The organism is Neobacillus sp. B24, assembly GCF_055381825.1.
In genome coordinates, this window is record NZ_AP035777.1 from 4,546,607 (window position 1) to 4,572,440 (window position 25,834).

A 25,834-nucleotide genomic window follows, 5' to 3' on the forward strand; every position below is an offset into this window, starting at 1 on the left:
GTATGAGCTTTTTAGAAAAATTAAAAAATCAAATCTTAATTGCCGATGGCGCCATGGGAACGCTGCTGTATTCATATGGAACCGATTGCTGCTTTGAAGAATTGAATTTGTCTCAGCCAGAGCAAATCCAGCATATCCATCGGGCTTATATTGATGCCGGGGCAGACGTCATTCAGACCAACAGCTATGCGGCTAATTATTTAAAGCTTGGCCGGTACGGTCTCGAGGATTCGGTTAAGGACATCAATAGTGCGGCAGTCATCAATGCGAAAAAGGCTGCTGGGAATACTGCTTATGTGCTGGGAACGATGGGCGGAAACCGCGGTATTAAACCAAACTCGATTACAATAGAAGAGATTAAGCGAAGCTTTCGCGAGCAGCTTTATTGTTTGTTGTTAGAGGGCGTAGACGGAATTCTGCTAGAGACCTTTTATGACTTAGAAGAGCTTGAGACGGTGCTGGCGATTGCCAGAAAAGAGACAAAACTGCCGATTATTGCGCAAGTGTCGTTGCAAGAACCAGGTATATTGCAAAACCTGACACCAGTTAATGAAGCTTTTAATACCTTGGAGACACTTGGCGCAGATGTGGTCGGCCTCAATTGCCGGCTTGGTCCGCATCATATGCTGCTTGCCCTTGAACAAATTGAATTGCCGCAGCATGCGTTTCTTTCTGCTTATCCGAACGCCAGCCTTCCTGCTTATACGGACGGCAAGTTTCATTATGACGGAGATGCCGATTACTTCCGAAGATCCGCAGCCGAGTTTCGTAACCAAGGCGTTCGGCTCTTGGGCGGCTGCTGCGGGACTACGCCAGAACATATCAGGGCGTTTGCTTCAGCACTAAAGAACAGTGCCCCGATTACTGAAAAAACTGTAAAATTGAAAACAGAGAAGATTACCGTAAAAGAGCAGATTGTAAAAAGTGACTTCGTTCCTCTGCAAGAAATTGTAAAAGAGCGGCCATCCGTGATTGTAGAGTTGGACCCGCCAAGAAAATTGGATACGAGGAAATTTTTTGAAGGTGCACGGGCTCTCAAAGAGGCAGGAATTGATGCCATTACATTAGCTGATAATTCTCTGGCAACAGTGAGGATTTCCAATGAATCATTAGGATATTTAGTAAAAGCAGAATTGGGAATGCGACCGCTGATTCATATTGCCTGCCGTGACCGTAATATTATCGGTTTGCAATCACATCTAATGGGCTTGCACACACTGGGAATGCATGATGTGCTGGCGATTACTGGCGATCCGGCCCGTGTTGGCGATTTCCCAGGTGCTTCTTCCGTATATGATGTTTCCTCTTTTGAACTGATCCAAATGATTAAACAATTAAATGAAGGTTTATCTTTTTCCGGAAAAGACCTGGGACAGAAAACGGCGTTCAGCATTGCCGCCGCTTTTAACCCAAATGTCCGTTCACTAGAAAAAGCAGTGAAACGACTTGAGAAAAAAATCGCCTACGGGGCCGATTACTTTATCTCCCAGCCGGTTTTTTCTGAAGAAAAGCTGCTCGAGATACATGAACAAACGAAACATCTGGATGCACCGATTTACATTGGATTGATGCCGCTAACGAGCAGTAAGAATGCCGAGTTCCTTCATAATGAAGTCCCGGGTATCAAGATTGCCGATGCAATCCGCGAACGGATGGCGCTAAGTACTGACCCTGTTGTCGCAGCACGGGAAGGAATTGCGATTACAAAATCACTTATCGATACGGCACTGAATTTATTTAATGGAATCTATTTAATCACACCATTTTTACGCTATGAATTAACAACGGAGTTGGCGATTTACGCCAATCAGCGCGCACGCGAACTGAGGGGGAACAGCTATGTCGAGACCACTATTTACTGAGCAATTGAAAAAACGCATCCTCGTCATGGACGGTGCAATGGGAACGATGCTGCAGCAAGCTGAGCTTACACCAGATAATTTTGGCGGCGAGGAATATGACGGCTGTAATGAAAATCTGAATTTGACAGCGCCTGACGTGATTGCCAGAATTCACCGTGAATATTTAGAGGCGGGGGCCGATATTATTGAAACCAATACGTTTGGGGCAACCAATCTTGTTCTCGACGAATACGGACTCGGCTATAAAGCATATGAAATCAATAAAATTGCCGCGATGATTGCTGTCAGGGAGGCCTCGAAAGCCTCAACTGATGAATGGCCCCGGTATGTCGCAGGTTCGATGGGACCAACCACAAAAACATTGAGTGTAACCGGCGGTACCACCTTTGATGCCCTAGCGGCCGCTTATGAAGAGCAGGCACTTGGTTTGATTGACGGCGGCGTCGATTTGCTGTTGCTGGAAACAAGCCAAGATATGCTGAATGTAAAAGCTGGTTTTTCCGGAATCAAAAATGCTTTTGCCAAAACCGGCAAAACCCTGCCGCTGTTTATTTCCGGTACGATTGAGCCAATGGGAACCACCCTTGCCGGCCAAACAATAGACTCCTTTTATATATCAGTTGAGCATATGAAGCCGGTTGCTGTTGGCTTGAACTGCGCGACCGGTCCGGAATTTATGCAGGATCATGTTCGCTCTTTGGCCAATCTCGCTTCCGTAGCCGTCAGCTGTTATCCAAATGCCGGGTTGCCTGATGAGGAAGGACATTATCATGAGACCCCTGAAACATTGGCGAAGAAACTGGCTGACTTTGCTGCACATGGCTGGTTGAATATTGTCGGCGGTTGTTGTGGAACCACGCCTGATCATATTCGCGCGATTGCTCAGGCAATGAAAGAATATAAACCTAGGGAATTTTCATCAAATACACTTCACATGGTTTCCGGAATTGAACCGTTTATTTACGATGATCCGACACTAAGACCGATTATGGTCGGTGAACGGACAAATGTGATTGGCTCCCGTAAATTTAAACGTTTAATTGCTGAAGGGAAATTTGAAGAGGCTGCTGAAGTTGCCCGGGCACAAGTAAAGGGCGGTGCACATGTCATCGATATTTGCCTCGCCGACCCTGACCGTGACGAGCTCGTGGATATGGAAAACTTCATTAAAGAAGTCGTCAAGAAGGTCAAAGTTCCTTTAGTCATTGATTCTACCGATGATAAGGTCATTGAAAAAGCACTGAAATTCTCGCAGGGGAAAGCGATTATCAACTCGATTAACCTCGAGGATGGTGAAGAGCGTTTTGAAGCGGTTGTTCCGTTAATTCATCGGTACGGTGCAGCGGTCGTTGTCGGTACCATCGATGAAAAAGGAATGGGCGTCACCGCACAGAAGAAGTTGGAAATAGCTCAGCGTTCGTATGACTTACTAGTAAACAAGTACGGTCTGAAGCCGCAAGACCTTATTTTTGACCCATTAGTTTTTCCAGTCGGAACCGGCGATGAACAATATATTGGTTCTGCCAAGGCAACGGTTGATGGAATTAGATTAATTAAGGAACAGCTACCTGAGGTGCAAACGATTCTTGGAATCAGTAATGTTTCGTTTGGACTGCCGCCGGTTGGCCGCGAAGTCCTAAATTCAGTTTTCCTTTACCACTGTACGCAAGCAGGTCTCGACTACGCGATTGTCAATACGGAAAAACTTGAGCGATTCGCTTCGATTACAAAAGAAGAAGTGGCGCTTGCCGAGGCTCTTCTTTTTGATACAACTGATGAAACCCTGGCAACGTTCACTGACTTTTATCGTGATAAAAAGAAGGAAGCAAAAGTAACTACAACGGATATGCCGCTTGAGGAACGTCTCTCCTATTATGTGGTCGAAGGCACAAAAGAAGGACTCTTGCCCGATTTAGAATTAGCTCTCGCTGCTTACACTGCCCCACTGGATATTATTAATGGACCATTAATGGACGGGATGAAAGAAGTCGGGCGGTTATTCAATGATAATCAATTAATTGTCGCCGAAGTGCTGCAAAGCGCCGAAGTCATGAAGGCCTCGGTATCCTATCTGGAGCCGTATATGGAAAAAGGCGATGTTTCTGCTTCAAAGGGGAAGGTTGTATTAGCAACCGTTAAAGGCGATGTTCATGATATCGGAAAAAATCTGGTTGATATTATCCTTAGTAATAATGGCTACAAGGTCATTGACCTTGGAATTAAGGTAGCACCTGCAGAGCTGATTAAAGCCATTCGTGAGGAAAAACCGGATATCGTCGGGCTGTCTGGACTGCTGGTGAAATCCGCACAGCAAATGGTGTTAACCGCCCAGGATATGAAGGAAGCAGGAATTGACCTGCCGATTATGGTTGGCGGTGCTGCTCTGTCACGTAAATTCACCGATACGAAAATTGCCAAGGAATATGACGGACTAGTACTATATGCAAAAGACGCCATGACCGGGTTAAGTTTGGCCAATCAAGTGCAATCACCGGAGGGGCTTGAAGAGCTAGTTGCCGAAAAACAAGAAAAGATGGCTAAATTGGATGTGCCGGTAGTTGTACCAAGCAGGTCGAATGTTTCGGTTGCGGTTAAGCCAAAATCGACTGTGTCGACGACAGTGCCGGTCTTTGTTCCGAAAGATACAAAACGTCACGTATTAAAATCCTATTCTTTATCCCATGTTGAACCGTATATTAATATGCAAATGCTGCTTGGCCACCATCTTGGGGTAAAAGGAAAAATTAGCAAGCTGCTGGCTGAAAAAGACGAAAAAGCTTTGAAGGTTAAAGAAATGGTTGATCAACTGTTAGCGGATGCCAATGTGAATGGCTGGATTAAGCCTGCTGCGGTATATCAATTTTTCCCGGCGCAATCTGATGGAAATAAGATTCATATTTATGACCCAGAAAACCATAGCACAATAATTGAAACGTTTGACTTTCCGCGGCAGGAATCAAGCCCATATCTCTGCTTGGCAGACTTCTTAAAGCCAGTTGACAGCGGTGTGATGGATTATGTTGGGTTCTTTACGGTAACAGCAGGTCGAGGGATTCGTGAGGTTGCTGATCGTCTGAAAAATGATGGCCGCTTCCTTGAAAGCCATGCGCTTCAGTCGCTTGCATTAGAAAGTGCTGAGGGTCTAGCGGAGTTAATCCACCGGCAAATGCGCGACCGCTGGGGTTTCCCGGATCCGCTGGAGTTTACGATGCAGGAACGGTTCGCTGCCCATTATCAAGGCCAGCGCTTCTCATTCGGCTATCCGGCCTGCCCTGAATTAGAGGATCAAAAAAGGCTGTTTAAACTAATTGGGCCGGAGGAAATCGGCGTGAATCTGACTGATGGCTGTATGATGGAACCGGAAGCTTCGGTCTCGGCAATTGTATTTGCCCATCCGGAAGCTAGGTATTTTAATGTTTTGAGATAGCTTCAAAAAAGTATGCCGTAGGATTCGTCCTGCGGCTTTCTATTTGTTCTTTTCGCCGATTTCTAAGTTTATTTCGCCGAATTTTGATTACATTTTCGCCAACCTGGATGGGCATTTCGCTAAACTTAGGCAACATTTCGCCGAATACAAGGACTATTTCGCCAAATCAATTTTCGCAGACCTAAATTTGTGAACCTTCCTTGACAATTTTCACTATATCCATTATATTTACCTAGGTAACTAATTTTATTAATGGAGCGTATTATGCTTAGCCACGAACTTTTCCATACACTTCACCAGCTTTCACGCCGACTCACCAATAAACTAAATGAAGCACTGAAACCAACTGGATTATACGGTTCGCAATGGGCCGTTATTTTTATTTTAAAAAAGAAAGATTCATTAACCCAAAAAGAATTATGCGAATATTTGTCGGTTGAAGCCCCGCCGATGACCCGGACGATTCAGCGTCTGGTTAAACAAGGTTATGTCAAACAGGTTCCTGGTCAACATGACAAACGTGAAAAGCGCGTTGAATTAACTGACCTAGCTTTAACACGATATCCTGAATGGGAACAAATTGTCACAGAAGTAAATCAGTCCTTGTTAAGCCACCTTCCTGAAGATAAACAGGAGCAACTTTATAAACTGCAAAGGAGCTGGCTTGAACAGCTGAACTAAAGGAGTGCATCTAATGAGTAAAACCAAATTATGGACAAAGGATTTCATCAGTATTTCTGCAAGTAACTTTTTCTTATTTTTAACCTTTTATATTCTGCTCGTGACCCTGCCAAGCTATGCGTTGGACGAATTGCATACTAGTGCAACCCAGGCGGGTCTGATGACGACGATCTTTCTGCTTTCAGCAATCGTCTCACGTCCCCTTGCCGGCCAATGGCTTGAACGGGTAGGAAATAAAAAAGTGCTACTCACATCACTGATTCTTTTTGCTGTGGCAGCACCTTTATACTTAATCCCGAAAACTGTCATCGGCTTCCTAGTGATTCGCCTCCTGCACGGAGTAGGCTTTGGTATGGCGACCACTGCCGTAGGAGCCATCGTAGCCGATATCATCCCTGCTGCTCGCCGCGGGGAAGGCATGGGATACTTTGTATTATCAACTAACATGGCTATGGTTTTAGGTCCCTTTGTCGGTTTAATGACCATTCAACAGTGGGGCGCAAAAACCATGTTTATCCTCAGTATTGTGGTAGCAGTCGGGGCTTTGCTGACTGGTTTATGCGTCAAGCTAGCCACTCCGGAACAAGACAATCAAATCGAAGTGCTGTCAAATTTTTCGATTCGCGGCTTATTTGAAGCATCCGCTGTACCAATCGCAATTGTCGGCAGTTTTATGGCTATCGTGTATTCGGCCCTGCTTTCATTTGTTTCCATCTATGCAGCTGAAATTCATGTAGAAAATGTTGCCAGTCTGTTCTTTGTTGTCTATGCAGTTGTGCTGCTGATTTCAAGACCGTTTACCGGAAAATGGCTCGACCAACACGGCCCAAACGTCATTTCTTATCCATGTATTATACTGTTTGCCATCGGTATGTATGTATTAAGTCAAAGTGAAAGCGTAGTTACCTTCCTTGTATCTGCCGGACTAATCGGTTTGGGTTGGGGAACGCTGTTTCCAACGTTCCAAACGATCGCTATTCAAAATGCTGAGCCCCGAAAAAGAGGGCTTGCAACAGCGACCTTTTTATCAATTTACGATACAGGTATTGCACTCGGATCATTTTTAGTAGGAATCATTGCGGCAAAAATGGACTATAGCTCACTTTATTTCCTTTGCTCGTTCTATGTATTGATTGGATTGGTTCTCTTTTATTTTTTCCATACGAAAAAGAAGACACCTGCAAAAAAATTGGAACAACACACCAATGTTCAGGAACTTTCTTAAATTACCTTTTATAACACTCCTTGGGATGGTATAATATCTCCAACCAATTTGGAGGAGTGATTTATAATGGCAAAATCAAAAGCCAGAAAGCTTCGTGAAAAGCTTGTACGTGAAGGAAATCTGAACCCGGAAACAAGACGAAGTCCCTTTGTTTCTACTGACATGAGAACCCGGATAACAAAAACGAAAAAGGATCATTTATATCAATTCAAATACAAGAACCATCAATCACAAGACGGAAATGATGGTTCTTTTTATTTTGCTTCTGCAAGGTTCCATCAGCCATTAATATTTCGTAACGCAAATATTTCAAATTAAGCAATTTATTTTACTTTCATTGTTACTTTGGCTATGCTAATTATTGAAAAATAAGTTTTTGGAGGTAATAAAATGTTTGATGTCGTGATTATTGGTGCCGGTCCTGCTGGCGCAAGTGCAGCCATTTTTACTGCAAAGGCTGGAAAAAATACATTAGTGATTGATAATGATAAAAGCGTTACCAAGCGGGCTTGGATTGAAAATCATTATGGCGTTAAAGAAGCTGCCGGCCCGGACCTAGTTGAAACCGGTAAAGAACAAGCCCGTAAATTCGGCGCTGAATTTACTACTGCAACAGTGACTAACATTAGCAAAACTGATGACGGTTTCAAAGTTGAAACTGACGGTAAGGAATATGAAGCAAAACATGTCATCGTGGCAACCGGAATGCTGGCCGACCTTGCTGAAAAAGCTGGGTTAAACACGAAACCAGGTACAGAACCAAGAGTAAAAACAATTCTTGATGTTGATGTTAACGGTAAGACTAATGTTGACGGCATTTGGGCAGCTGGCACAATTGCAGGCGTCTCCATGCACACGATTATTACAGCAGGTGACGGGGCAAAAGTTGCGATCAACGTAATCAGCGAATTAAACGGTGAGCGCTATGTTGATCATGATGTATTAAAAGCGTAATTGTATTTTATTAGAGCACTGATTCCATTTGGAACGGTGCTTTTTTAAATTCGCGGATTGCATCGCTGAATTCGCGGATTAAACTCTTTGATTCGCTGATTGAAGCCTTTGATTCGCGGATTGGTGTACAAAACTCGCGGATAGAATCATTCCGAAAACTATATTTCAGCCTATTTGCTAATACAACGAGAAAAGGACGCGCTTTTTTGCGTCCTTCTCTGTTTTTATACCTTTAAGTCCTTGCCTTCTTCAACGATATGGAATAACAGATGGGCTAAATGATGAATCGGGCCATATGCTTCGTCATCATCCTCATCTAATTCCTCTGCATAGCCAATTTCATTTAAGTAAAGGGCCATGAATTCATAAAAATCCTTTAACTGAAATGAATAGTAAGCGTGTGGCTCTTCGCTATTCTCTTCATACTGCACAACCATATAGGAAAGAGCGCCATCAATATCTTCTGCATCGAAAAATACGAACAAGCCAATGTTGGTATCAAGTTCGAAGAGGTGGCGTGTGCCGCCTTCTGACGCTTTCTCAAATTCAGCTTCGTTTAACCTTTGAACCTGCATCGTATCGACATTATCTTCCTGGTGGAAACTGACAACAAATGATTGCATGATAATCCTCCTTTAAGCCTAATCCGTATCACCCCATAGTATAACCAAATTCCCGTTAATCCTTACTCTGTTTCGGGTCCTCTTGATAATGTTCATTTAAGTATGGATTTTCCGTGGTTGCGAAACTGACTGACAGTAAGCTCATTTCCGGATCGATTCCATAGAGCCCTTTGGCCAGTTGTTCAAGCTCTTCTCCACTTTGAAATTGCGGGTCTTTTTCCTTTTCCATTAAAGTCACCTGCTTTTTCTCAATAATATGTATCGGAAAAGGCTAATCTATCCTAAAAATTGAAAATCCCCCTGATTTCAGGGGGATTTTCTCATACTGGAGGCAAAATTGGATGACCAGCAGTGTTTGTATCTTTTGCTACGGTAACCTGTACTGAATCGGCAGGGGCTGAAAAAACAAGCAAACCTAGTGCAAATATTGCAATAATAGCTTTTTTCATTGTGGTTTCCTCCTTTATCTAATTTTATTTAAATAGTTAACTGCCTCCAGATACATACCTTGCTCAGTATAAAAATCTGAAAGCATTTTGTAAAAGCGATTTAGGTCATTATGATGTTCATTGGTCTCTTCCAAATAAGGAATGACTTTTGTGGCCAAATATTTAAATGCCTTTTCAGCTGTCACCATATGAATTAAGTAAAAGTCTGCTAACAGCCGATATTTTTTTATACTATTTTCTTTAGCCAATGAACTGACAAGTTGAAAACATTCCTTAGCCTTGTCTGTCTCCTGAAGCGAAAACTGTATTTCCCCAATAAGGTACAGAGTAATCAGGTAATGGGGATTATTAATTGGCTGCAGGGCCAAGCTTTTCTGAAGATACACTAACGCCTCTTTTGGGTTATTTCGTTTATTCTGTAAAAATCCCATATTGTGGTAGATTTGTGGAAGCAGCTTTTCTTGTTTTAATATTTCTGCATTACGGATCAAATGCCGAAAACACTCTTCTGCTTCTTCGTATATATTTGAATGAGTGTAATTAATTCCTAACAACATAAGGGTATGAAGTATGCGCAAAAAATTATGTTCATTCATAAACTGCTGCAGGGCTATCTTGCCAAAGTGGATGGCGTGACCCGACTGCTCAAGCGCCGCCATTACTAAAGCTCGATGATAAAAAAACTCGGCACTGGATGAATAATTACCTGGATCAACATTTAATACATCCAGTATTTCATCCGCGGCTTTATAATGTCCCTTTAATATTAAAAATACCGCATTAAAGTAATTATATAAATACTCTTCATGTTGGGAAAAATTTATCCGCTGCTTAAATAATAAATCCTTTTGTTTCTCTGCTTCGGCTAAATAGCCCTTAAATAATAGATAACGATATTTATAAAGTTCATATGTATAAATGTGTTTTGAGAACGGAATAATATGCTCAATTTCTTGGAGGTTACGATATGTTTCATCGATTTTATCCATTAAATAATAATTAATCTTCTCGCCCAACTCACCAAGTAAACTCTGAATTAATCCCTCTTTCTCTTCCATTTCCTCGAGGTTAACGTTTAAACGGTCCAGCAAAAGCGAAATGGTTTCCGCGTTTGCTTCTTTTGAGTTGTTTTCAATTTTGCTTAAATGAGGGACAGAACAAATTCCTTTGGCAAGCTCAGCTTGGGTTATTCCTCTTTGAGTCCGATAGTATTTAATCATTGCCCCAAATTCCATTTTATCACCCGGCTATTCTCTTTTTTCTTATTTTACCTTAACGGTGCCGGTTTAGATAGAATTTTGTCTGATTATTTCAAAATTTCGCGAATGACACATAGTTCCATTACAATTGGCACCTATAAACCAAAAACAGTCAACCTATTCATGTTGGGAAAATTTTTATTTTCCTTATATACCAACCCAACAAAAAGAAAAATTTTTTATGTAAAAGCAGGAAAAAACCGCCCCTTCATCAAAAGGAGCGGTCTTATCTATTCATCTAATAATCTAGAAATATCTCTTTTTCCAAAAAATAAACGCTGTAATTGTCGACAGGACGCTACAAATCACCAGTGCGATTAAAAACGCATGCGGGCTGTGCTGGAATGGCAATTTGACGTTCATTCCGTACAAGCTGAATACCATTGTTGGGAATGATAGAATAATAGTGATCGAGGTTAAAAACTTCATCACGATGTTTAGGTTATTGGAAATAATCGAAGCAAAGGCGTTCATCATCCCGGTTAAGATGGTGTGATACGTTTCAGCCATTTCAATTGCCTGTGTGATTTCAATGATTACGTCCTCTAGTATATCCTTATCTTCCTCATACATCCTGACATAGTTAAACCGCAGTAACTTATCCATCACGACCTTGTTTGATTTAAGTGAGGTTGTAAAATAAACCAAGCTTTTTTCCAAGGCCAAAAACGCGTATAGTTCTTTATTTTTCAATGATTGATGGACAACACGTTCAATTTCATTTGTTTTCTTATTTATTTGCTTTAAGTAACGAAGGTAATAAGATGAAATCAAAAATAATAATTGCAGGGCAAAGCGCGTCTTTTTAAACGTAAAAAATTCTTTCACCCGGTTTTTTCGAAATTCTTCAATGATTGGGGAATCCTTTAGGGAAACAGTAATAATATTTTCATCTGTTAAAATAATTCCGATTGGAATCGTTTCATAAACATCAAGACCCGTCTCATCCCGGACAATATAAGGAAAGTCAACAATGATATAAACACGGCCATCATCACGCTCAATCCTTGGACGCTCTTCATCGTCCAACGCGTCTTTAATAATATCGATATCGACCTGAGCATCATTGGACACTCTGGCGATTTCCTCGGCTGTCGGCGCGAATATATTGACCCAGCAGCCCTTAGAAATAAATTCGACTTTTTCTAGAATTCTAGTTTCAGTGCTTTTAAAAATCTCCAACATGTTAAAACCTCCCCACCGCTTTTAATTGAGGAAGCCAACCATCCTTTGCAGAGTTGATATTCTTGCAGCAGACAATTCAATCAAGTCCAAGATTAGATTGACTTCCCCGGGACTACTTGGGTCCGGATCCATTGAATAACTCAACAATATCAACTCCTTCTTTCAACCATTTTATATTTAATATTAGCCGTCATCTCCTTGATAAGCAGAGAGCCGCTAATGTCCATTACCTATGATAAACCCAAACTTCATAAAGTACAAACCAGATTTTTTGGAAATTACGTGTCTTCCGGAAAATAAGGGTTTAAATGAATTAAAACCTCCCTAATATTATCGTAATGATCCATCATGTTTCGTTTAATTGACTTGGCTAGGTCGTGTCCTTCCTTGATTGTTTTAAAATGATCAATGGAAATCCGCAAATCCACTAGAATGTAATGTCCATGTTCTCTTGCCCGGAGGCGGTCGATTCGCTTTACTTCGGGGAATTCGTCAATAATAGCAATATATTCTTGAAGTGTATCATTGTTAATATTTCGTTCAAGCAGGATATCAAATGCTTCCGTCAGCATTTCTTTAGCTATTTTAAAAATAAGGTAGGCAACAAAAATACTGGCCACTTTGTCTCCGTAGAGCAATAAATGAATATCAAATCTGACACCCAATATCGACAGCAGAACCCCAACAGCGGCGGCAAGTGAGGCCACAATATCCGCCTTATGGTCAAAGGCAATCGCTTCAATCGCTTTACTGTTATTCTGTTTTGCCACTTTTAATGAGCTTTTATATAAAATTAATTTTGCAATGAAGGAAAACAAGGCAACCCACACTGCCAACATGCTTGGTAGTTCCACTTTATGAAAGAAACTGGCAACTCCTTCATAAACCACATAAATCGATACGAGAAATAGCAGGATTCCGACAATCCCTGATACAATAACCTCTGCCTTTCCATGTCCATAGGGATGCTCTGCATCTGGTGGTTTATTGGCTAATTTAATCACTAAAAGGACAATGACAGAGGCAAATACATCCGCTGCGGAGTGGATTCCATCGGCAAATACCGCATCACTATTTCCAAACCAGCCAATCACCATTTTGCCAATTGTCAGGATAATATTGCTTATTAAGCTTATCCAGGCTATCTTTTTTGCCAACACTTCTCTTACTACCATGCTTCCCCATCCTTTTACAAAAAAAACTTAAAGCGGTACATATCAAATACAATGGTGTAATATACTTTTGTGGCGCCCCGCCCCTTTTCTCCAAGTCCACCTTATTGTTCATTCCCCTCTTCCTCTTTTTTATTCATTTCCATTTCTTCTAATACAGAAATCTTATTAATTTGGTCGTGCAAAAAGTGAAAAGCCTGATCCAGTTCCTCCCGAGACGGGAAATCGTTTTGTTTCTTCATAATTGAGCTGCTCCCTTTCAAAGAAAATTTTTGTAAGAGTAATCTTTTCAAAAAAACAAAAAATACTGTTGTATCGATTACAAAAAGGAGTGTTGACGCATGGAAAAAAAGGATCCGAAAAAAGGTACTGAGGTCGCTGGCAGCTTCTTTCATCCAAGCTATTATCACAACAGCGATGAACTGTCCCAGGGCTTTGCCACCACTCACGAGCAAGTAAATGACGTTTATGCCGAAGGTGAAATCGGTGCCGTCGTGGAAACTGATAGCGGAGAAGAAATCCCGTTACATTCCTCAAAAGAATAAGCCATAGAAAACAGCTCTCTTTTTAGAAAGCTGTTTTCTTTTTTTGCCTCTTATTTATCATCTTCCTCAACATATGGGTCATGTTCATATGCCGGTAAATCCCCAAAACTTGTCATGATTCCTTCCTCGTCCAAAGCTTCTTCGTATTTTTCATGTTGTGGATTTGGATAGACAGTGAGATTTTTTCCATACATATCATTGCCGACGAAATTTTCATAATCCTCGACATAGCCAATATTCTCATCTGCTTCTACATAAGCATCCTGGTAATCATCCTGCGGGAATGCCAAATCAGACGGGGTTTCGGATGTTCCCCACTGGGCCACTGTTTGCCAGGTGTCCTCTGCATCAAAGGCGACATTTTCGTCCTTTTCATCCATGTCAAACTTTCCGAATGGCGGCATTAAAACACCTTCTTCCACCGGGCGGTTGTGAGAAGTGGCCTGGTCAGGGCTATGTTCAATGCAGTAGGTGGTATTAGGCAGGGCCTCCAAACGCTCTAGCGGAATCTCGCTACCGCACACTTCGCATTTTCCATATGTCCCCGTTTCCATGGCATTCAAAGCCTTGTTGATATCGTCTAACTGGAATTTATAGTGCTCCAAGAGTGCGTTGTCCTTTTCACGTTCAAACAGCTCTGTTCCTTCGTCGGCAGGATGGTTGTCATAGCTGGATAACTCGCCCATTGATTCATGGGAAAACCCTCTGTCAAAACCTAAATTATCGTTTTGGTCCAAATGCTCCTCTAATTCAGCTTTTTCCTTTAATAATTGTAAGCGCAGATTTGATAACTGCTCTGTTGATAACATAGTTATACTCCTTTCAAGACAACAGTGACAGGCACGATCCAAATTTTTCGAGAAAATAACTATTTCTCCTATAGTTTCATTTGTTTAAGCGCTGTTTATGTAATAAAAAAATAATTCCATAAAAAACCTAACTGATGCTTTGCCAGTAATCCGAATAAGAATGGTGTTTACGAGTATCTTAAAGAGTAAATCTTGGCGTGAAAAGGGGAGTTTATTGTGGTAAATCAAAACTTTGATAAATTCAGGAAGGTTCAGAAGAATCATGAGGGGGAGTATTTAGGGAGTGACAGAAATCAACCACCTGGCCTAAATGACCGCGACTACAATAATCAAAGCAACACCGATAAATCTGTGGGAGCTACCGGACGAAATCTATAAACCACTTTCAGTTAAGGTTGGGGTTAGTTCCCTCAACCTTTTTAAATGTCCAGTCAAGGAGGATTCATTTTCATGGGTAAATCAACGTCTGGCGACCTTAAATGGTGGCAGCTTTCCTTATTTGGGGTTGGCTGCACAATTGGAACGGGTTTCTTCCTAGGATCGAGTCTGGCCATCAAGATGGCAGGGCCTTCGATATTAATCGGCTATTTCATTGCGGCCATTGGCACGTATATTGTTTTTGATGCCCTTTCAAAAATGACCGCGAAAGAACCGCTCGAAGGCGGCTTCCGCTCTTATGCCAAGAAGGCGTACGGAAAGTGGGCCGGATTTAGCAGCGGTTGGGTTTACTGGTGCTCCGAAGTGCTGATTATGGGCAGCCAAATGACGGCACTGTCGATTTTTTCCCGCTTTTGGTTTCCCAAGGTGCCGCTTTGGCTATTTGCGGCTGGATACGCCATTTTGGGGCTAGTGGTTATTTTAATCGGTGTTGGGATTTTTAATAAGCTCGAAAACATTCTGGCCGTTTTAAAGGTGTCCGCCATCTTCATGTTTATTATTATTGCTTTATTAGCGATTTTCGGGGTAATTGATGGTGACCGTCCGATTCAGTATCCCGATAGCAAAAAGGATTTCCTGCCAGGCGGTGTGGTCGGATTATGGTCCGCGGTCATTTTTGCTTTTTATGCCTTTGGCGGGATTGAAATTCTCGGCTTAATGGCCACAAAATTAAAGAATCCAAAGGAGGCACCAAAAGCAGGCCGGGTTATGCTGTTTTCTCTTATGTTTATCTATGCCGTTTCAATTGGTCTGGCAGTGACAATGGTGCCGTGGAATAAATTCAATGCCAAAGAAAGCCCGTTTGTCATCGCCCTGGATGCATTCAATCTTTCATTTGTGCCGCATATTTTTAATGGCGCGTTGATTATTGCCGGGTTTTCGACGATGGTGGCTTCACTTTACGGTGTCACGAGTGTACTGGTGACCTTAGCCAAAGAAGGTGATGCTCCCAAAAGTTTTGGGAAAACAGGGAAGCTGAAGGTGCCTCTGCCAACGTTGATTTTGACGATGCTTGGAATATCTGCCTCAGTGGTTTCCGCGTTGGTGATGCCAAACCGGATTTACGAGTATATAACAACAGCGGCCGGGTTAATGCTTTTGTATAATTGGATGTTTATTTTGTCTTCTCCGAGGAAAGTATTAAAAATTAAGAAGCGGGATTCTATCAAGTATTACCTTGGCATCATACTGATTCTGATCGCTGTAAGCGGCACCTTGTTCCATGATTCAAGCCGACCGGGGTTCTTTATCAGTTTGGCGTTTCTCGGTGTTATTGGGACGATTACATTAATTATGAATGCGAAATGGAAAAAGCATAAGAAACAGGTACTGAAACCTTGGCCGACAGCTTAATGTCGTAAGCTTAGAGAATCAAAAGGTGCCTGTAAAAAATGGTTTGGCGAAATATATGGTGGGTATCGCGAAATAAATCCCCATTTCGGCGAAATGTTGACTTAGTTTAGCGAAATACACCTAAATGTTAGCGAAATAACACGTGATTTCGGCGAAATCTAAAATATATCATAAAAAGGCTGGCAGCCTAAGTAACCAATTTCAACCTGCCAGCTTTTTTCATTACCCAAATAGTGTTTGAAACGCCTGCACACCGAAGTAAATACCAAAACCGATCATCGAAATGCCTGATAAAAGGGAAATCCCAACTAACAGCCGTGACGTAAGAAATTTGCGAAAGCTGCTGGCAACCCCGGCCATCGTGATATCCCAAAGCAATAAACCGATAAAAATGGCACTGCTGTAAATCACCAATTGGCTGGTGTCGTACGTTGCTGCTGTCTTGGCTAAAACAGACCCGTAGATACCCAGCCAAAACAAGATCGTTAATGGATTGGAAATGGACATTAGAAATCCTGTCAGAAATGACTTTAGTAACGGTTCCTTTCCCCGGTATTCCGACAAATGAACCTTTCCCGCATTTAGAATCGCTTCTATCCCTGTATAACTGAGTACAAAAAAACCAAACAGCCACAAAAATGTCTGCATAAATTCCGTTTTTAGAAAGCTGACCACACCTATGTAAACAATTAACATGTAAACACCGTCGGCAATAACGGCGCCAACGCCTATTAGCCATGAGTGCATAAAGCCGTTGCGAATTCCACGGTCAATTTGTGCTGCATTAATTGGACCAATTGGTGCAGCCAGCGATAATCCCAACAAAATATAACTCAAAAATACGTTCATTCTCAATCAGCCCCCCCCAATAGCCTGTCTACAAATATGTATTCAGAAACAGGGGGTTGTACGACAACAAAATTAAAGAGCCTCCCGCCTAGGAAGCCCTTATTTCACTATTGATTTGTTTCCGATATTTTTCGATAGTCAAGCTGATGGAACAATTCATCTTGCTCCAATAAATGCCGTCTTGGCACCGGCAGATTTAATGTATCAATATCAACGATAAATTTCGGCCGCTGCTTTGTTTCCTTGTATATTTTTCCGACATACTCACCAATCAAGCCGATGGCAATTAACTGCAGGCCGCCTATTAGCCAAATCGAAGTAATCAGCGATGTCCATCCTGTCTCGGTATTTCCGGTAAATTTCAGCATTAAAAAATAGCTGCCAAACACGAGACTCATCAAAAAAGACACAAAGCCGACCACCAACACCAGTCTGATTGGGGACACTGAAAACGAAGTAATCCCGTCAAAGGCAAAGGCGAGCATCTTTTTTAATGGATATTTGGTTTCACCTGCCTGCCTTTCCAAGCGGTCATAATACACGACGCTCGTCCGAAAGCCAATCAGCGGAACAATGCCGCGCAAGAATAAATTCACCTCTTTAAAACGCTCCAGTTCATATAATGCCCGCTTACTCATTAACCGGAAATCGGCATGATTGTAAACCAGGTCGACACCCAGCTTCTTCATGATTTTATAAAAGCCTTGCGCGGTGCTTCGTTTAAAAAATGTATCACTTTCCCGGCCTTTGCGGACACCATAAACAATGTCACAACCTGAATGAAATTTAACCATGAACTCACGGATGACCCCAATATCATCCTGCAAATCAGCATCAATGGATACGACGCAATCGGAGCGTTCCTTAGCCGCCTTTAATCCTGCCAACAGAGCATTCTGGTGACCGACATTGCGCGCCAGTTTCAAGCCGCGGACAAAATTATTTCGCAATCCCTCTTTATAAATCAATTCCCACGTTATATCCCTACTTCCGTCATCGACAAACAGAAGCTTGCTTTGCCCGGAAATAAGTGACTCGGCAATCAAATCTTCCAGCAATTGCGTCAGCGCCGCCATAGTCATCGGCAAAACAGCTTCCTCGTTATAACACGGTACAACAATCGTAAGGACAGGCTCCGTCATTTGCTATTACCCCCGATGTTAAAAAGTCTTATACAAGTAAATCTTCCAGGCTGATGTTTTTGACTGGAACACTCTCTCAAGTGTTAGTTGATTTTCTGCAGCATTATCGATTGGCAGTGCGGAAAAAATATAGCGGCCGCCCATTCCCTTAAATACATCCATATTGAGCTCTAAATTTTTTAGTCTCCGTTTGGAATCCTTTTTAATCATATAACGTTTTCCAAGTTGGGCCGTAAAGATATAACAGCGGCCGCCCCACTTGTCAAAATATTTTCGAATCGTTTTATTTTTTGCCAATTCCTTTTCAATTATTTTCCGGAATTGATGTTTATAGCTTAATGGATAAAAATTATTGTAGGTATCGAGAGTGTAAAAGCCGTTAAACTGCGCAATGGCCGGATGAATGCCGATGCTTGCTACCCGGTATTCTTCCTGAGGCAGTGCAATATGCTTTTTGATTTCAGTGAACAATTCTTCTGCGTAAAACTCTTTAACCGAGGGCTTTTCCCTGTAGAGTATTTCGTCATTAGAAAGTCCAAGAAGCACAATTTGCAGAACTGCCACCCACTTGGCTGTTTTCCTCCAATGAATTCCTTGAAGCATGATGATTTTTAATGCTAGCGCAAAACTTGCGTAGATCACCATCGGCCGTAAGAAATGATAACGGGCAAAATTAAATGTATCCATGAAATGAAATCTCTTCGTCAGAGGCTGCCAGCCCTCATAAAACCAAAATGCATACCAAAGTGACAAAAGAATATTCAACAAGAATAAAAACACAAAAATCCGTTCCTGCTGCCAAAGTTTTTTAGAAATAATAAAGTAGATGGCGATGAATGTGGCAGGCAGGATAAATAAGGTATGCATTGTTAGCACATGGGTATGGCCAACAACATAGTTTTTAATCGCCAACCGTACTGCACCCCAAAAAGGCAGATGGGCATGAAAGTATTCATCGCGGCTATTAGGCTCTCCCTTAAACAGGAACGAGTAAACCAATCTGTATTCCACCAGCATAAACACAAACGTCATATAGGCAATGGCGGCAAGGAACGGCAGGTTCCAGCCCTTTTTTCGGATGACATCTGTCAGCCAAAAAACCCCCATGGCACTAAGGAAAAAGAAAAAACCTAACACAATACTTGCATAAAGTGGGATGAGTGTGAGCACAACATAATCTCTCATCGACCCTTGACCACACCGAATATTTAGCAACGCCCAAAGCGCAAGCGGCATCCCCAATGTGCTAAGCATCCCCGATGGCCAGAACGGGGTCAAAGCAAACGCTAGGGCGGCCATAATATTGACTGCTGTCCATCTCTCACCAGGGAGCAGATGCTGTTTCAGGAGCAAATACATTCCAAAAAAAGCGGCAGCTCTCGTCAATGCCTGGCTTACTCCATAGGCAATCATGGTCGGAAGGAGGGAGTGAAGCCATACAATTATGCTATATTCCGTTCCAAATGCATTCCGTGACAAAACGCCATTAATGATTTGCGGAATTACCCCTTCGACACCGCCAAATATTTCCCCGCTTCGCGATAGCACCTTATACCATGCCAAATTTGAATCGAGATTGTCATGGACGCGGATATGGGCATTCTCCTGCAGAATAAATAACGGAGAAAGATAGACTGCCAGAACTAGCAGGGCAAAGAGGATATACCTTTTCTCTTTGTTTGTTTCCATAATCACTTCGCTCGCACCTCATAACAGAATGGTTCATTTTCCCTTTAAAGTTTGCTTAACCACTGAAAATTATTCCTTTGCAGAGGCATAAAAAAACCTTCCCTAATGATGGGAAGGTTTTTCATTTGACTGATATGTATTTAATAACGAATCAAGTTTCTGACTGCATTGGACAACGGTTGGATTGGAATACCCAAATTGAAAAGCCAGTTGTATCATTTCCGTTCTAGTTTTTTCAATGCTACTTAACAGGGGATTCATACTAGCTTCCATGTCGCAACCTCTTCTCCTATTATGACTATTTACATGTTACTAAACATAATTTACAAGTTTTGGACAGTTTATACAAGGTACTTTTTTTAAAAATATTGAAGGTTTTGTGACAACCACCATTGCCGAAAAATAACTCTCGAACATTATTAGATGGGATTTTTTCGTAAATAATAATGAGGTGACGTTAGAAATGAGGTGCACCTTTGACAAACCGTTTGTATATTCACTTTCTGCGTATGCCGCTACTTGTGCGAATCCTGCTAATTGCTATCCTGGTATTTTTGATTTTCGGCATATCGATTCATTTCTTGGAGCCTGATACCTTCCCAACGATTTTTGATGGGATTTGGTGGGCCATCATTACTGCTTCAACTGTCGGATATGGAGATTTTGTGCCGCACTCGTTTTTAGGAAGAGTGACTGCCTTAATTTTAATCTTGTTTGGTGTCGGCTTTGTATCTTCCTATTTCGGGACGTTGGCTGCTGCAGCTGTTAAAAAGCAGGACGCTTTTGCCGAAGGGAAAATCCCGTTTAAAGGTAAAGGCCATATTATTATTATCGGCTGGAATGAACGGTCGCGGGAGTTGGTTAATAAGCTGACAAACCTGTCTTATCCGCAAATGATTGTTCTCATTGATGAAACATTGGAGGAGAATCCAGTGCCTTCAAGATATGTCCACTTTATCCAAGGAAAGGCACATGTGGATGATACAGTGATGAAAAGTGATATTAAAAATGCAGAAAAGGTGCTTATCACCGCCGACCGCGGCAACAACGAACTGCAAGCCGATATGAATAGCATTCTTACCCTATTGACGATAAAAGGTCTATGCCCCAATGTAAAATGTATTGTCGAGATTTTAACAGCTGAGCAGGTTGTAAATGCAAAAAGAGCTGGGGCTGATGAGGTAATTCAATCCAATAAATTAACGAGTGTTTTCATGGTTAACAGCCTGCATTCCAATGGAGACGGGCTTCTCTCAGATATTGTCAATCAATTGGAGGAAAGCCGGGTAACGACCAAGTCTGTTTCCAAGGAGGAAATTGGGAAATCCTTTAGATTATTGTGTGAAGAGAGGTTAGCGGAAGGGTTAGTTGTACTCGGTATTAAAAGAGGAGAGGAAACCATCTTGAATCCTCCCCATACGATGAAACTTGAAGAAATGGATCAGCTTTTAACAATAAAATAATGTTAATCCGATAGAAGAACTGACTCCAATTCAGCAACAAGCGTTTGACCAATTTCTTTGTAACGGTCAGGAAGATTAGCATCCTTGTCTTCAGGCTCTTGAAACTGGCTAAAGCTTCCTGAAAAAACGCCGGCAGTGCCCTGCTGGTCGATTCCTGCCTCAAATTGGTGAGATAGCAGAAACGGCCTGCGTAGCTCGACCGTGCAGCCCCGCACATCCAACTGGCCATCGACGGCATGAAACGGCAGCCTTAAATACTGATAGCCATCATGCTCATTGATTTTGTAATCAAATGATCCATTGTCATAGTCCCAATTACCGCCAATCGAATACCCGATTGGTTTTAATTTTTGTTCGAGCTTATACAAATCAAACTGCTTGCCTTCCACTTTTGATGGTAATTCAATCATTTTACGATACCCCCTTACATAATTCATTTTAGTTTTCCCAAAATGGAAATTAAAAAAAGTGCTGACCTAAAATGGTCGAGCACTTTCTCAATATTTTTATTTTAACCGTTTTTCAAGCTCTGCCTTTTTCTCTTCAAAACCAGGTTTACCAAGGAGGGCAAACATGTTCACTTTGTATGCCTCTACGCCCGGCTGGTCGAATGGGTTGACTCCAAGCAGATAGCCGCTCATGGCGCATGCTTTTTCAAAGAAGTAAACAAGATAGCCGAAAGTATATTCATCCATTGCTGGAATATTCACGATCAGATTTGGCACGCCTCCGTCGGTATGAGCAAGCATCGTGCCTTGGAAGGCTTTATTATTAACAAAATCCACGGTCTCACCGGCAAGATAATTCAGTCCATCGAGGTCATTATCCATTTTTTCAATAGTCAGTTCATGACGCGGCTTTTCAACCTTAATGATGGTTTCAAATAAATCGCGGCGCCCTTCCTGTATGTATTGGCCCAATGAGTGAAGGTCGGTAGAAAAATTAGCCGATGAAGGGAAAATACCCTTTTGGTCTTTGCCTTCACTTTCACCGAATAGCTGCTTCCACCACTCGGAGAAATATTGCAGCCCTGGCTCATAGTTAATCAGCATTTCAATTGTTTTTCCTTTGTTGTAAAGGGCATTTCTTACAGCGGCATATTGATAAGCAAGATTATCCTCAAGCTCGGAATGTCCGAAATCTTCCTGGGCCTTAGCGGCACCTTCCATCATTTTTTCAATGTTGGCACCACTGACGGCGATTGGCAGCAAGCCAACTGCAGTTAACACGGAATAGCGGCCGCCAACATCATCAGGAATGACAAATGTTTCATAGCCTTCTTCTGTTGCCAGTGTTTTCAACGCGCCCCTTGCTTTGTCCGTTGTGGCGTAAATTCGTTTACGAGACTCTTCGACACCATACTTTTCTTCCAATAGCTTGCGGAAAATCCGGAAGGCAATTGCAGGTTCTGTTGTTGTACCTGACTTGGAAATGACGTTAATTGAAAAATCTTTGTCATCAAGGAGATCCATAATATCTCTCATGTATGTAGAGCTAATATTATTTCCGGCGAAAATAACTTGCGGAGTGGAGCGCTTGTCCTTTGGCAGGGCATTGTAGAAGCTATGCTGAAGCATCTCAATCGCAGCCCGTGCCCCCAAATAGGAGCCGCCGATACCGATTACAATCAGGATATCGGAGTCTGACTTAATTTTTTCCGCAGCTTTTTGGATTCGGGAAAACTCTTCCTTGTCATAGTTTGTTGGCAGTTCAACCCAGCCTAAAAAGTCATTACCTGCCCCTGTTTTTTCATGCAGGGAATGATGTGCCACTTTGACGGCATCGCGTAAGTATGTAAGTTCATGTTCTCCAAAGAAGGAGAGAGCTTTTGAGTAATCAAAACGAACGTGTGTCATATATGATCCTCCATTCTTTTATTTACTATAATCACTTTATACAATGAGAGAGAGATAATCAAGGCGAAGCCCCTTATGTAAGCGTACCCAATTTCGATAAAATATTTACAAAACCGAAGCATGACTCTCGTTTAAATGAATTTTACTCTCGGATAAGCGGATTTTACTCTCGTATAAGCGGATTTTACTCTCGCATAGGCAGTTTTTTCTCTCGATTCCCATTTAAAAAGGCCCAGACTAACCAGCCTGAGCCCCATTTTTATAGGGATGCCCGGTAAATTGCCAGGCAATCGTCTTTATTCAGTTTGGTGAAATTACCAAATTCTCCGTTGACCATTGCACGATCAGCCATTAATTCAAGCTTACTGTCATCAATATCGTAATCCGCCAGCCTTGACGGAGCCTCAATACTGTTCCAGAACTCGCGGAGTTTACGAATGCCTTCCAGACCTGTTTCTTCTGCAGTCTTACCTTCCGGATCAACACCAAATACCCTCACAGCCAGCTGTTGGAAACGTTCCGGCTTCACATGAAGATTGTGTTCCATCCAATGCGGGAACAGGATTGCCAGTCCGCCGCCATGCGGAATGTCATAAACAGCAGAAACCGCATGCTCGAGATTATGGGTCGCCCAGTCACCCCGATAACCCATGTTTAGCATTCCATTTAACGCCATTGTCCCGCAATATAGTACTGTTGCTCGATGATCGTAGTTTTCCAAATCCTCAAGCAGCTTAGGCGCTGTTTCCATAACGGTGATTAGCAGCGATTCACACATTCTGTCTTGAAAATCTGTTTTTTCTTCCAAATGGAAGTAGTGTTCAAGAACATGTGACATCATGTCTACAATTCCATAGATAGTTTGATTTTTCGGAACAGTAAAGGTGTTTACCGGGTCAAGGATTGAAAATCTTGGGAAAGTCAGCGGGCTGCCCCAACCGTATTTTTCATTTGTTTCCCAGTTGGTAATGACAGAACCGGAGTTCATTTCCGAACCGGTTGCCGCCAACGTTAACACAGTACCAAATGGAAGTGCTTCTTTTGCAGCAGCTTTTTTAATTACGAGATCCCATGGATCGCCGTCATATTTTGCACCGGCAGCAATCAATTTTGTACAATCAATGACACTGCCGCCGCCCACTGCCAGGATAAAATCTACACCTTCCTGTTTGCAAATTTCAACACCTTTTCGAGCCGTTGATACACGCGGGTTAGGTTCCACTCCAGGAAGTTCAAAGACTTGTGCTCCAATTTCATTTAATAGGGCCAGCACCCCATCATAAAGACCGGACCGCTTGATGCTGCCTCCGCCATAAACTAACAGTACTTTGTTCCCGTACTTCGGAACCTCTGATTTTAAAGAAACGAGCTGGTCTTTTCCAAAAATTAATTTCGTTGGATTTTGAAAAACAAAGTTTTGCACATTCAACACCATCCTTCGTTTACCATTATCATTGCAGAATCCTCTAATTGCAAAATTTCCGCTTATTACCGATCAGGGAAACTTGCCTCGACCAGGTCATATTTTAATCTTTCCTCAAAAAAATATTATACCCAGCTGCGGAAAAACGAAGCTTCTGCCATTTTTCTAACACCGGCCATGTATGCAGCCAGCCGCATATTGACATTACGTGTTTTAGCCAATTCGTACACGACGTTAAAGGAAGTAACCAGTTTTTCCCTCAATCGTTCGGTGACCACTTCCTTCTCCCAAAAATAGCCTTGATTGTTTTGGACCCATTCAAAGTAAGAAACCGTTACTCCGCCGGCACCTGCTAGCACATCGGGAACAAGCAGAATTCCCCGTTGGGATAGTATTCTTGTAGCTTCCAGTGTTGTCGGACCATTGGCTACTTCCACAACAATTTTTGCTCTTATGTTAGCAGCATTGTCAGCAGTAATTTGATTAAAGACGGCCGCAGGAACCAAAATATCACAGTCCTGTTGCAGTAGTTCCTCATTGCTTATTACTCCATCAAAAAGGGTCGTCACTGTACCAAACTGGTCACGTCGCTTTAACAAATACTCAACATTTAATCCGCCAGGTTCATAGAGAGCGCCGTATACATCAGAAATACCGACAATGATGGCCCCTGTTTCATGCAGAAACTTGGCAATAAAGCTGCCGGCATTCCCAAAGCCTTGAATAATGACCCGCGCACCCTTTAATTTTATTCCCTTTTTCTTGGCTGCTTCCTCAATGCAGATAGCAGCCCCCTTTGCTCCGGCGATTTCTCGGCATTCCGAACCGCCAAGAACAAGAGGCTTCCCGGTTATAAACCCGGAAGAAGCATATTGGCGCAGGGCGCTGTATTCATCCAACATCCAGGCCATAATCTGTGAATTTGTATATATATCAGGTGCCAGGATATCCTTAGTCGGGCCGATAACCTGGCTGAGAGCCCGAACGTATCCCCGGCTTAACCGTTCCAGTTCCCCCATCGACATGGTCCGAGGATTGCAAATAATTCCGCCTTTTCCTCCTCCAAATGGCAAGTTGGCAATTCCACATTTCAGGCTCATCGTCACTGCTAATGCTTTAATTTCCTCTTCGCTTACCCTTGGATGAAACAGGACTCCTCCTATTGTCGGCCCTAACGCATCAATATGCTGGGCCCTAAAACCGGTAAACAGCTTCGTCGAACCATCATCCATCTTCACAGGGATTCTGACCTTAATAGTTCTCAGCGGTTCGGCGAGTATATGATACATGTCCTGTTTGTAACCAAGCTTTGTTAATGCATCACGTACCACAACCTGTGTTGATGTAAGAAGGCTTAACGTCTCTTTCTCTTTTCCATCTCCATCAAGATTCCCCATATTGGCACCCCTGGTTTATCCGCGATTATTTTT

At 42.3% G+C, this 25,834-nt stretch carries 26 protein-coding genes; 9 read left to right on the forward strand and 17 right to left on the reverse strand.

What is annotated here, in order from left to right; all coding sequences use genetic code 11:
* The first annotated feature begins 2 nt into the window (after positions 1–2).
* The 6 genes from ACZ43M_RS22610 to ACZ43M_RS22635 all read left to right on the forward strand — a co-directional run bounded on the left by ACZ43M_RS22610 (position 3) and on the right by ACZ43M_RS22635 (position 8,149).
* Positions 3–1,862, forward strand: a complete 1,860-nt coding sequence (locus ACZ43M_RS22610) for a bifunctional homocysteine S-methyltransferase/methylenetetrahydrofolate reductase (protein ID WP_464504761.1) — start codon at positions 3–5, stop codon at positions 1,860–1,862.
* A complete protein-coding gene (gene metH / locus ACZ43M_RS22615) occupies positions 1,840–5,289 on the forward strand; it encodes a methionine synthase (protein ID WP_464504762.1) in 3,450 nt (1,149 codons plus the stop codon). The genes ACZ43M_RS22610 and metH overlap by 23 nt, the downstream gene beginning before the upstream one ends.
* A 264-nt stretch (positions 5,290–5,553) precedes the next feature.
* Positions 5,554–5,970: a MarR family winged helix-turn-helix transcriptional regulator gene (locus tag ACZ43M_RS22620; protein WP_464504763.1), complete on the forward strand. Its 417-nt coding sequence runs from the start codon at positions 5,554–5,556 to the stop codon at positions 5,968–5,970.
* Positions 5,971–5,983: 13 nt separating this feature from the next.
* A complete protein-coding gene (locus ACZ43M_RS22625; RefSeq protein WP_464504764.1) occupies positions 5,984–7,195 on the forward strand; it encodes an MFS transporter in 1,212 nt (403 codons plus the stop codon).
* A gap of 66 nt (positions 7,196–7,261) precedes the next feature.
* Complete coding sequence (locus tag ACZ43M_RS22630; protein ID WP_464504765.1) at positions 7,262–7,513, forward strand: hypothetical protein; 252 nt, start codon at positions 7,262–7,264, stop codon at positions 7,511–7,513.
* Between the two features lie 72 nt (positions 7,514–7,585).
* Positions 7,586–8,149, forward strand: a complete 564-nt coding sequence (locus tag ACZ43M_RS22635) for an NAD(P)/FAD-dependent oxidoreductase (protein WP_464504766.1) — start codon at positions 7,586–7,588, stop codon at positions 8,147–8,149.
* Between the two features lie 224 nt (positions 8,150–8,373).
* Here ACZ43M_RS22635 and ACZ43M_RS22640 read toward each other — a convergent pair whose 3' ends face one another.
* The 8 genes from ACZ43M_RS22640 to ACZ43M_RS22675 all read right to left on the reverse strand — a co-directional run bounded on the left by ACZ43M_RS22640 (position 8,374) and on the right by ACZ43M_RS22675 (position 13,079).
* Positions 8,374–8,772 carry a cytosolic protein gene (locus ACZ43M_RS22640; RefSeq protein WP_464504767.1) on the reverse strand — a complete coding sequence of 133 codons (399 nt, stop codon included), beginning with the start codon at positions 8,770–8,772 and terminating at the stop codon, positions 8,374–8,376.
* 55 nt (positions 8,773–8,827) lie between these two features.
* Entirely contained in the window at positions 8,828–9,001 is a 174-nt protein-coding gene (locus tag ACZ43M_RS22645; RefSeq protein ID WP_464504768.1) for a hypothetical protein, read from the reverse strand.
* A 91-nt stretch (positions 9,002–9,092) separates the two neighbouring features.
* Complete coding sequence (locus tag ACZ43M_RS22650; protein WP_464504769.1) at positions 9,093–9,221, reverse strand: hypothetical protein; 129 nt, start codon at positions 9,219–9,221, stop codon at positions 9,093–9,095.
* A gap of 14 nt (positions 9,222–9,235) precedes the next feature.
* A complete protein-coding gene (locus ACZ43M_RS22655) occupies positions 9,236–10,456 on the reverse strand; it encodes a helix-turn-helix domain-containing protein (RefSeq protein ID WP_464504770.1) in 1,221 nt (406 codons plus the stop codon).
* Between the two features lie 270 nt (positions 10,457–10,726).
* Positions 10,727–11,665, reverse strand: coding sequence for a magnesium transporter CorA family protein (locus tag ACZ43M_RS22660; RefSeq protein ID WP_464504771.1), 939 nt, complete (start codon positions 11,663–11,665; stop codon positions 10,727–10,729).
* Positions 11,666–11,686: 21 nt separating this feature from the next.
* Entirely contained in the window at positions 11,687–11,809 is a 123-nt protein-coding gene (locus ACZ43M_RS22665) for a hypothetical protein (protein ID WP_464504772.1), read from the reverse strand.
* Positions 11,810–11,943: 134 nt separating this feature from the next.
* Positions 11,944–12,840 (reverse strand): cation diffusion facilitator family transporter, encoded by an 897-nt coding sequence (locus ACZ43M_RS22670; RefSeq protein WP_464504773.1) that lies wholly within the window; start codon positions 12,838–12,840, stop codon positions 11,944–11,946.
* A 101-nt stretch (positions 12,841–12,941) separates the two neighbouring features.
* Entirely contained in the window at positions 12,942–13,079 is a 138-nt protein-coding gene (locus ACZ43M_RS22675) for a hypothetical protein (protein ID WP_464504774.1), read from the reverse strand.
* 99 nt (positions 13,080–13,178) lie between these two features.
* Between ACZ43M_RS22675 and ACZ43M_RS22680 the strand changes: the two genes are divergently transcribed.
* Entirely contained in the window at positions 13,179–13,382 is a 204-nt protein-coding gene (locus tag ACZ43M_RS22680; protein ID WP_464504775.1) for a DUF4025 domain-containing protein, read from the forward strand.
* Positions 13,383–13,432: 50 nt separating this feature from the next.
* Here the strand turns inward: ACZ43M_RS22680 and ACZ43M_RS22685 are convergent, their stop codons facing one another.
* Positions 13,433–14,191, reverse strand: a complete 759-nt coding sequence (locus ACZ43M_RS22685; protein WP_464504776.1) for a TraR/DksA C4-type zinc finger protein — start codon at positions 14,189–14,191, stop codon at positions 13,433–13,435.
* Between the two features lie 450 nt (positions 14,192–14,641).
* Here ACZ43M_RS22685 and ACZ43M_RS22690 point away from each other — a divergent pair, with 450 nt between their 5' ends.
* Positions 14,642–15,982 carry an amino acid permease gene (locus tag ACZ43M_RS22690; RefSeq protein ID WP_464504777.1) on the forward strand — a complete coding sequence of 447 codons (1,341 nt, stop codon included), beginning with the start codon at positions 14,642–14,644 and terminating at the stop codon, positions 15,980–15,982.
* Positions 15,983–16,204: 222 nt separating this feature from the next.
* On the opposite strand, the gene ACZ43M_RS22695 is transcribed toward ACZ43M_RS22690, so the two are convergent.
* The 4 genes from ACZ43M_RS22695 to ACZ43M_RS22710 form a co-directional block, all read right to left on the reverse strand.
* Positions 16,205–16,831 carry a LysE family transporter gene (locus ACZ43M_RS22695; protein ID WP_464504778.1) on the reverse strand — a complete coding sequence of 209 codons (627 nt, stop codon included), beginning with the start codon at positions 16,829–16,831 and terminating at the stop codon, positions 16,205–16,207.
* Positions 16,832–16,938: 107 nt separating this feature from the next.
* Complete coding sequence (locus tag ACZ43M_RS22700) at positions 16,939–17,973, reverse strand: glycosyltransferase family 2 protein (RefSeq protein ID WP_464504779.1); 1,035 nt, start codon at positions 17,971–17,973, stop codon at positions 16,939–16,941.
* Positions 17,974–17,991: 18 nt separating this feature from the next.
* A complete protein-coding gene (locus ACZ43M_RS22705) occupies positions 17,992–19,662 on the reverse strand; it encodes a DUF6044 family protein (RefSeq protein ID WP_464508094.1) in 1,671 nt (556 codons plus the stop codon).
* Between the two features lie 102 nt (positions 19,663–19,764).
* Positions 19,765–19,935, reverse strand: coding sequence for an aspartyl-phosphate phosphatase Spo0E family protein (locus ACZ43M_RS22710; RefSeq protein ID WP_464504780.1), 171 nt, complete (start codon positions 19,933–19,935; stop codon positions 19,765–19,767).
* Positions 19,936–20,138: 203 nt separating this feature from the next.
* Here ACZ43M_RS22710 and ACZ43M_RS22715 point away from each other — a divergent pair, with 203 nt between their 5' ends.
* Complete coding sequence (locus ACZ43M_RS22715) at positions 20,139–21,125, forward strand: potassium channel family protein (protein ID WP_464504781.1); 987 nt, start codon at positions 20,139–20,141, stop codon at positions 21,123–21,125.
* 2 nt (positions 21,126–21,127) lie between these two features.
* On the opposite strand, the gene ACZ43M_RS22720 is transcribed toward ACZ43M_RS22715, so the two are convergent.
* The 4 genes from ACZ43M_RS22720 to ACZ43M_RS22735 form a co-directional block, all read right to left on the reverse strand.
* Complete coding sequence (locus ACZ43M_RS22720) at positions 21,128–21,535, reverse strand: YugN-like family protein (RefSeq protein ID WP_464504782.1); 408 nt, start codon at positions 21,533–21,535, stop codon at positions 21,128–21,130.
* A gap of 96 nt (positions 21,536–21,631) precedes the next feature.
* Positions 21,632–22,981 (reverse strand): glucose-6-phosphate isomerase, encoded by a 1,350-nt coding sequence (locus ACZ43M_RS22725; RefSeq protein ID WP_464504783.1) that lies wholly within the window; start codon positions 22,979–22,981, stop codon positions 21,632–21,634.
* Between the two features lie 259 nt (positions 22,982–23,240).
* Positions 23,241–24,404, reverse strand: a complete 1,164-nt coding sequence (locus tag ACZ43M_RS22730; RefSeq protein WP_464504784.1) for an iron-containing alcohol dehydrogenase — start codon at positions 24,402–24,404, stop codon at positions 23,241–23,243.
* A gap of 125 nt (positions 24,405–24,529) precedes the next feature.
* Positions 24,530–25,801 carry a Glu/Leu/Phe/Val family dehydrogenase gene (locus ACZ43M_RS22735; protein ID WP_464504785.1) on the reverse strand — a complete coding sequence of 424 codons (1,272 nt, stop codon included), beginning with the start codon at positions 25,799–25,801 and terminating at the stop codon, positions 24,530–24,532.
* Positions 25,802–25,834: the final 33 nt, after the last annotated feature.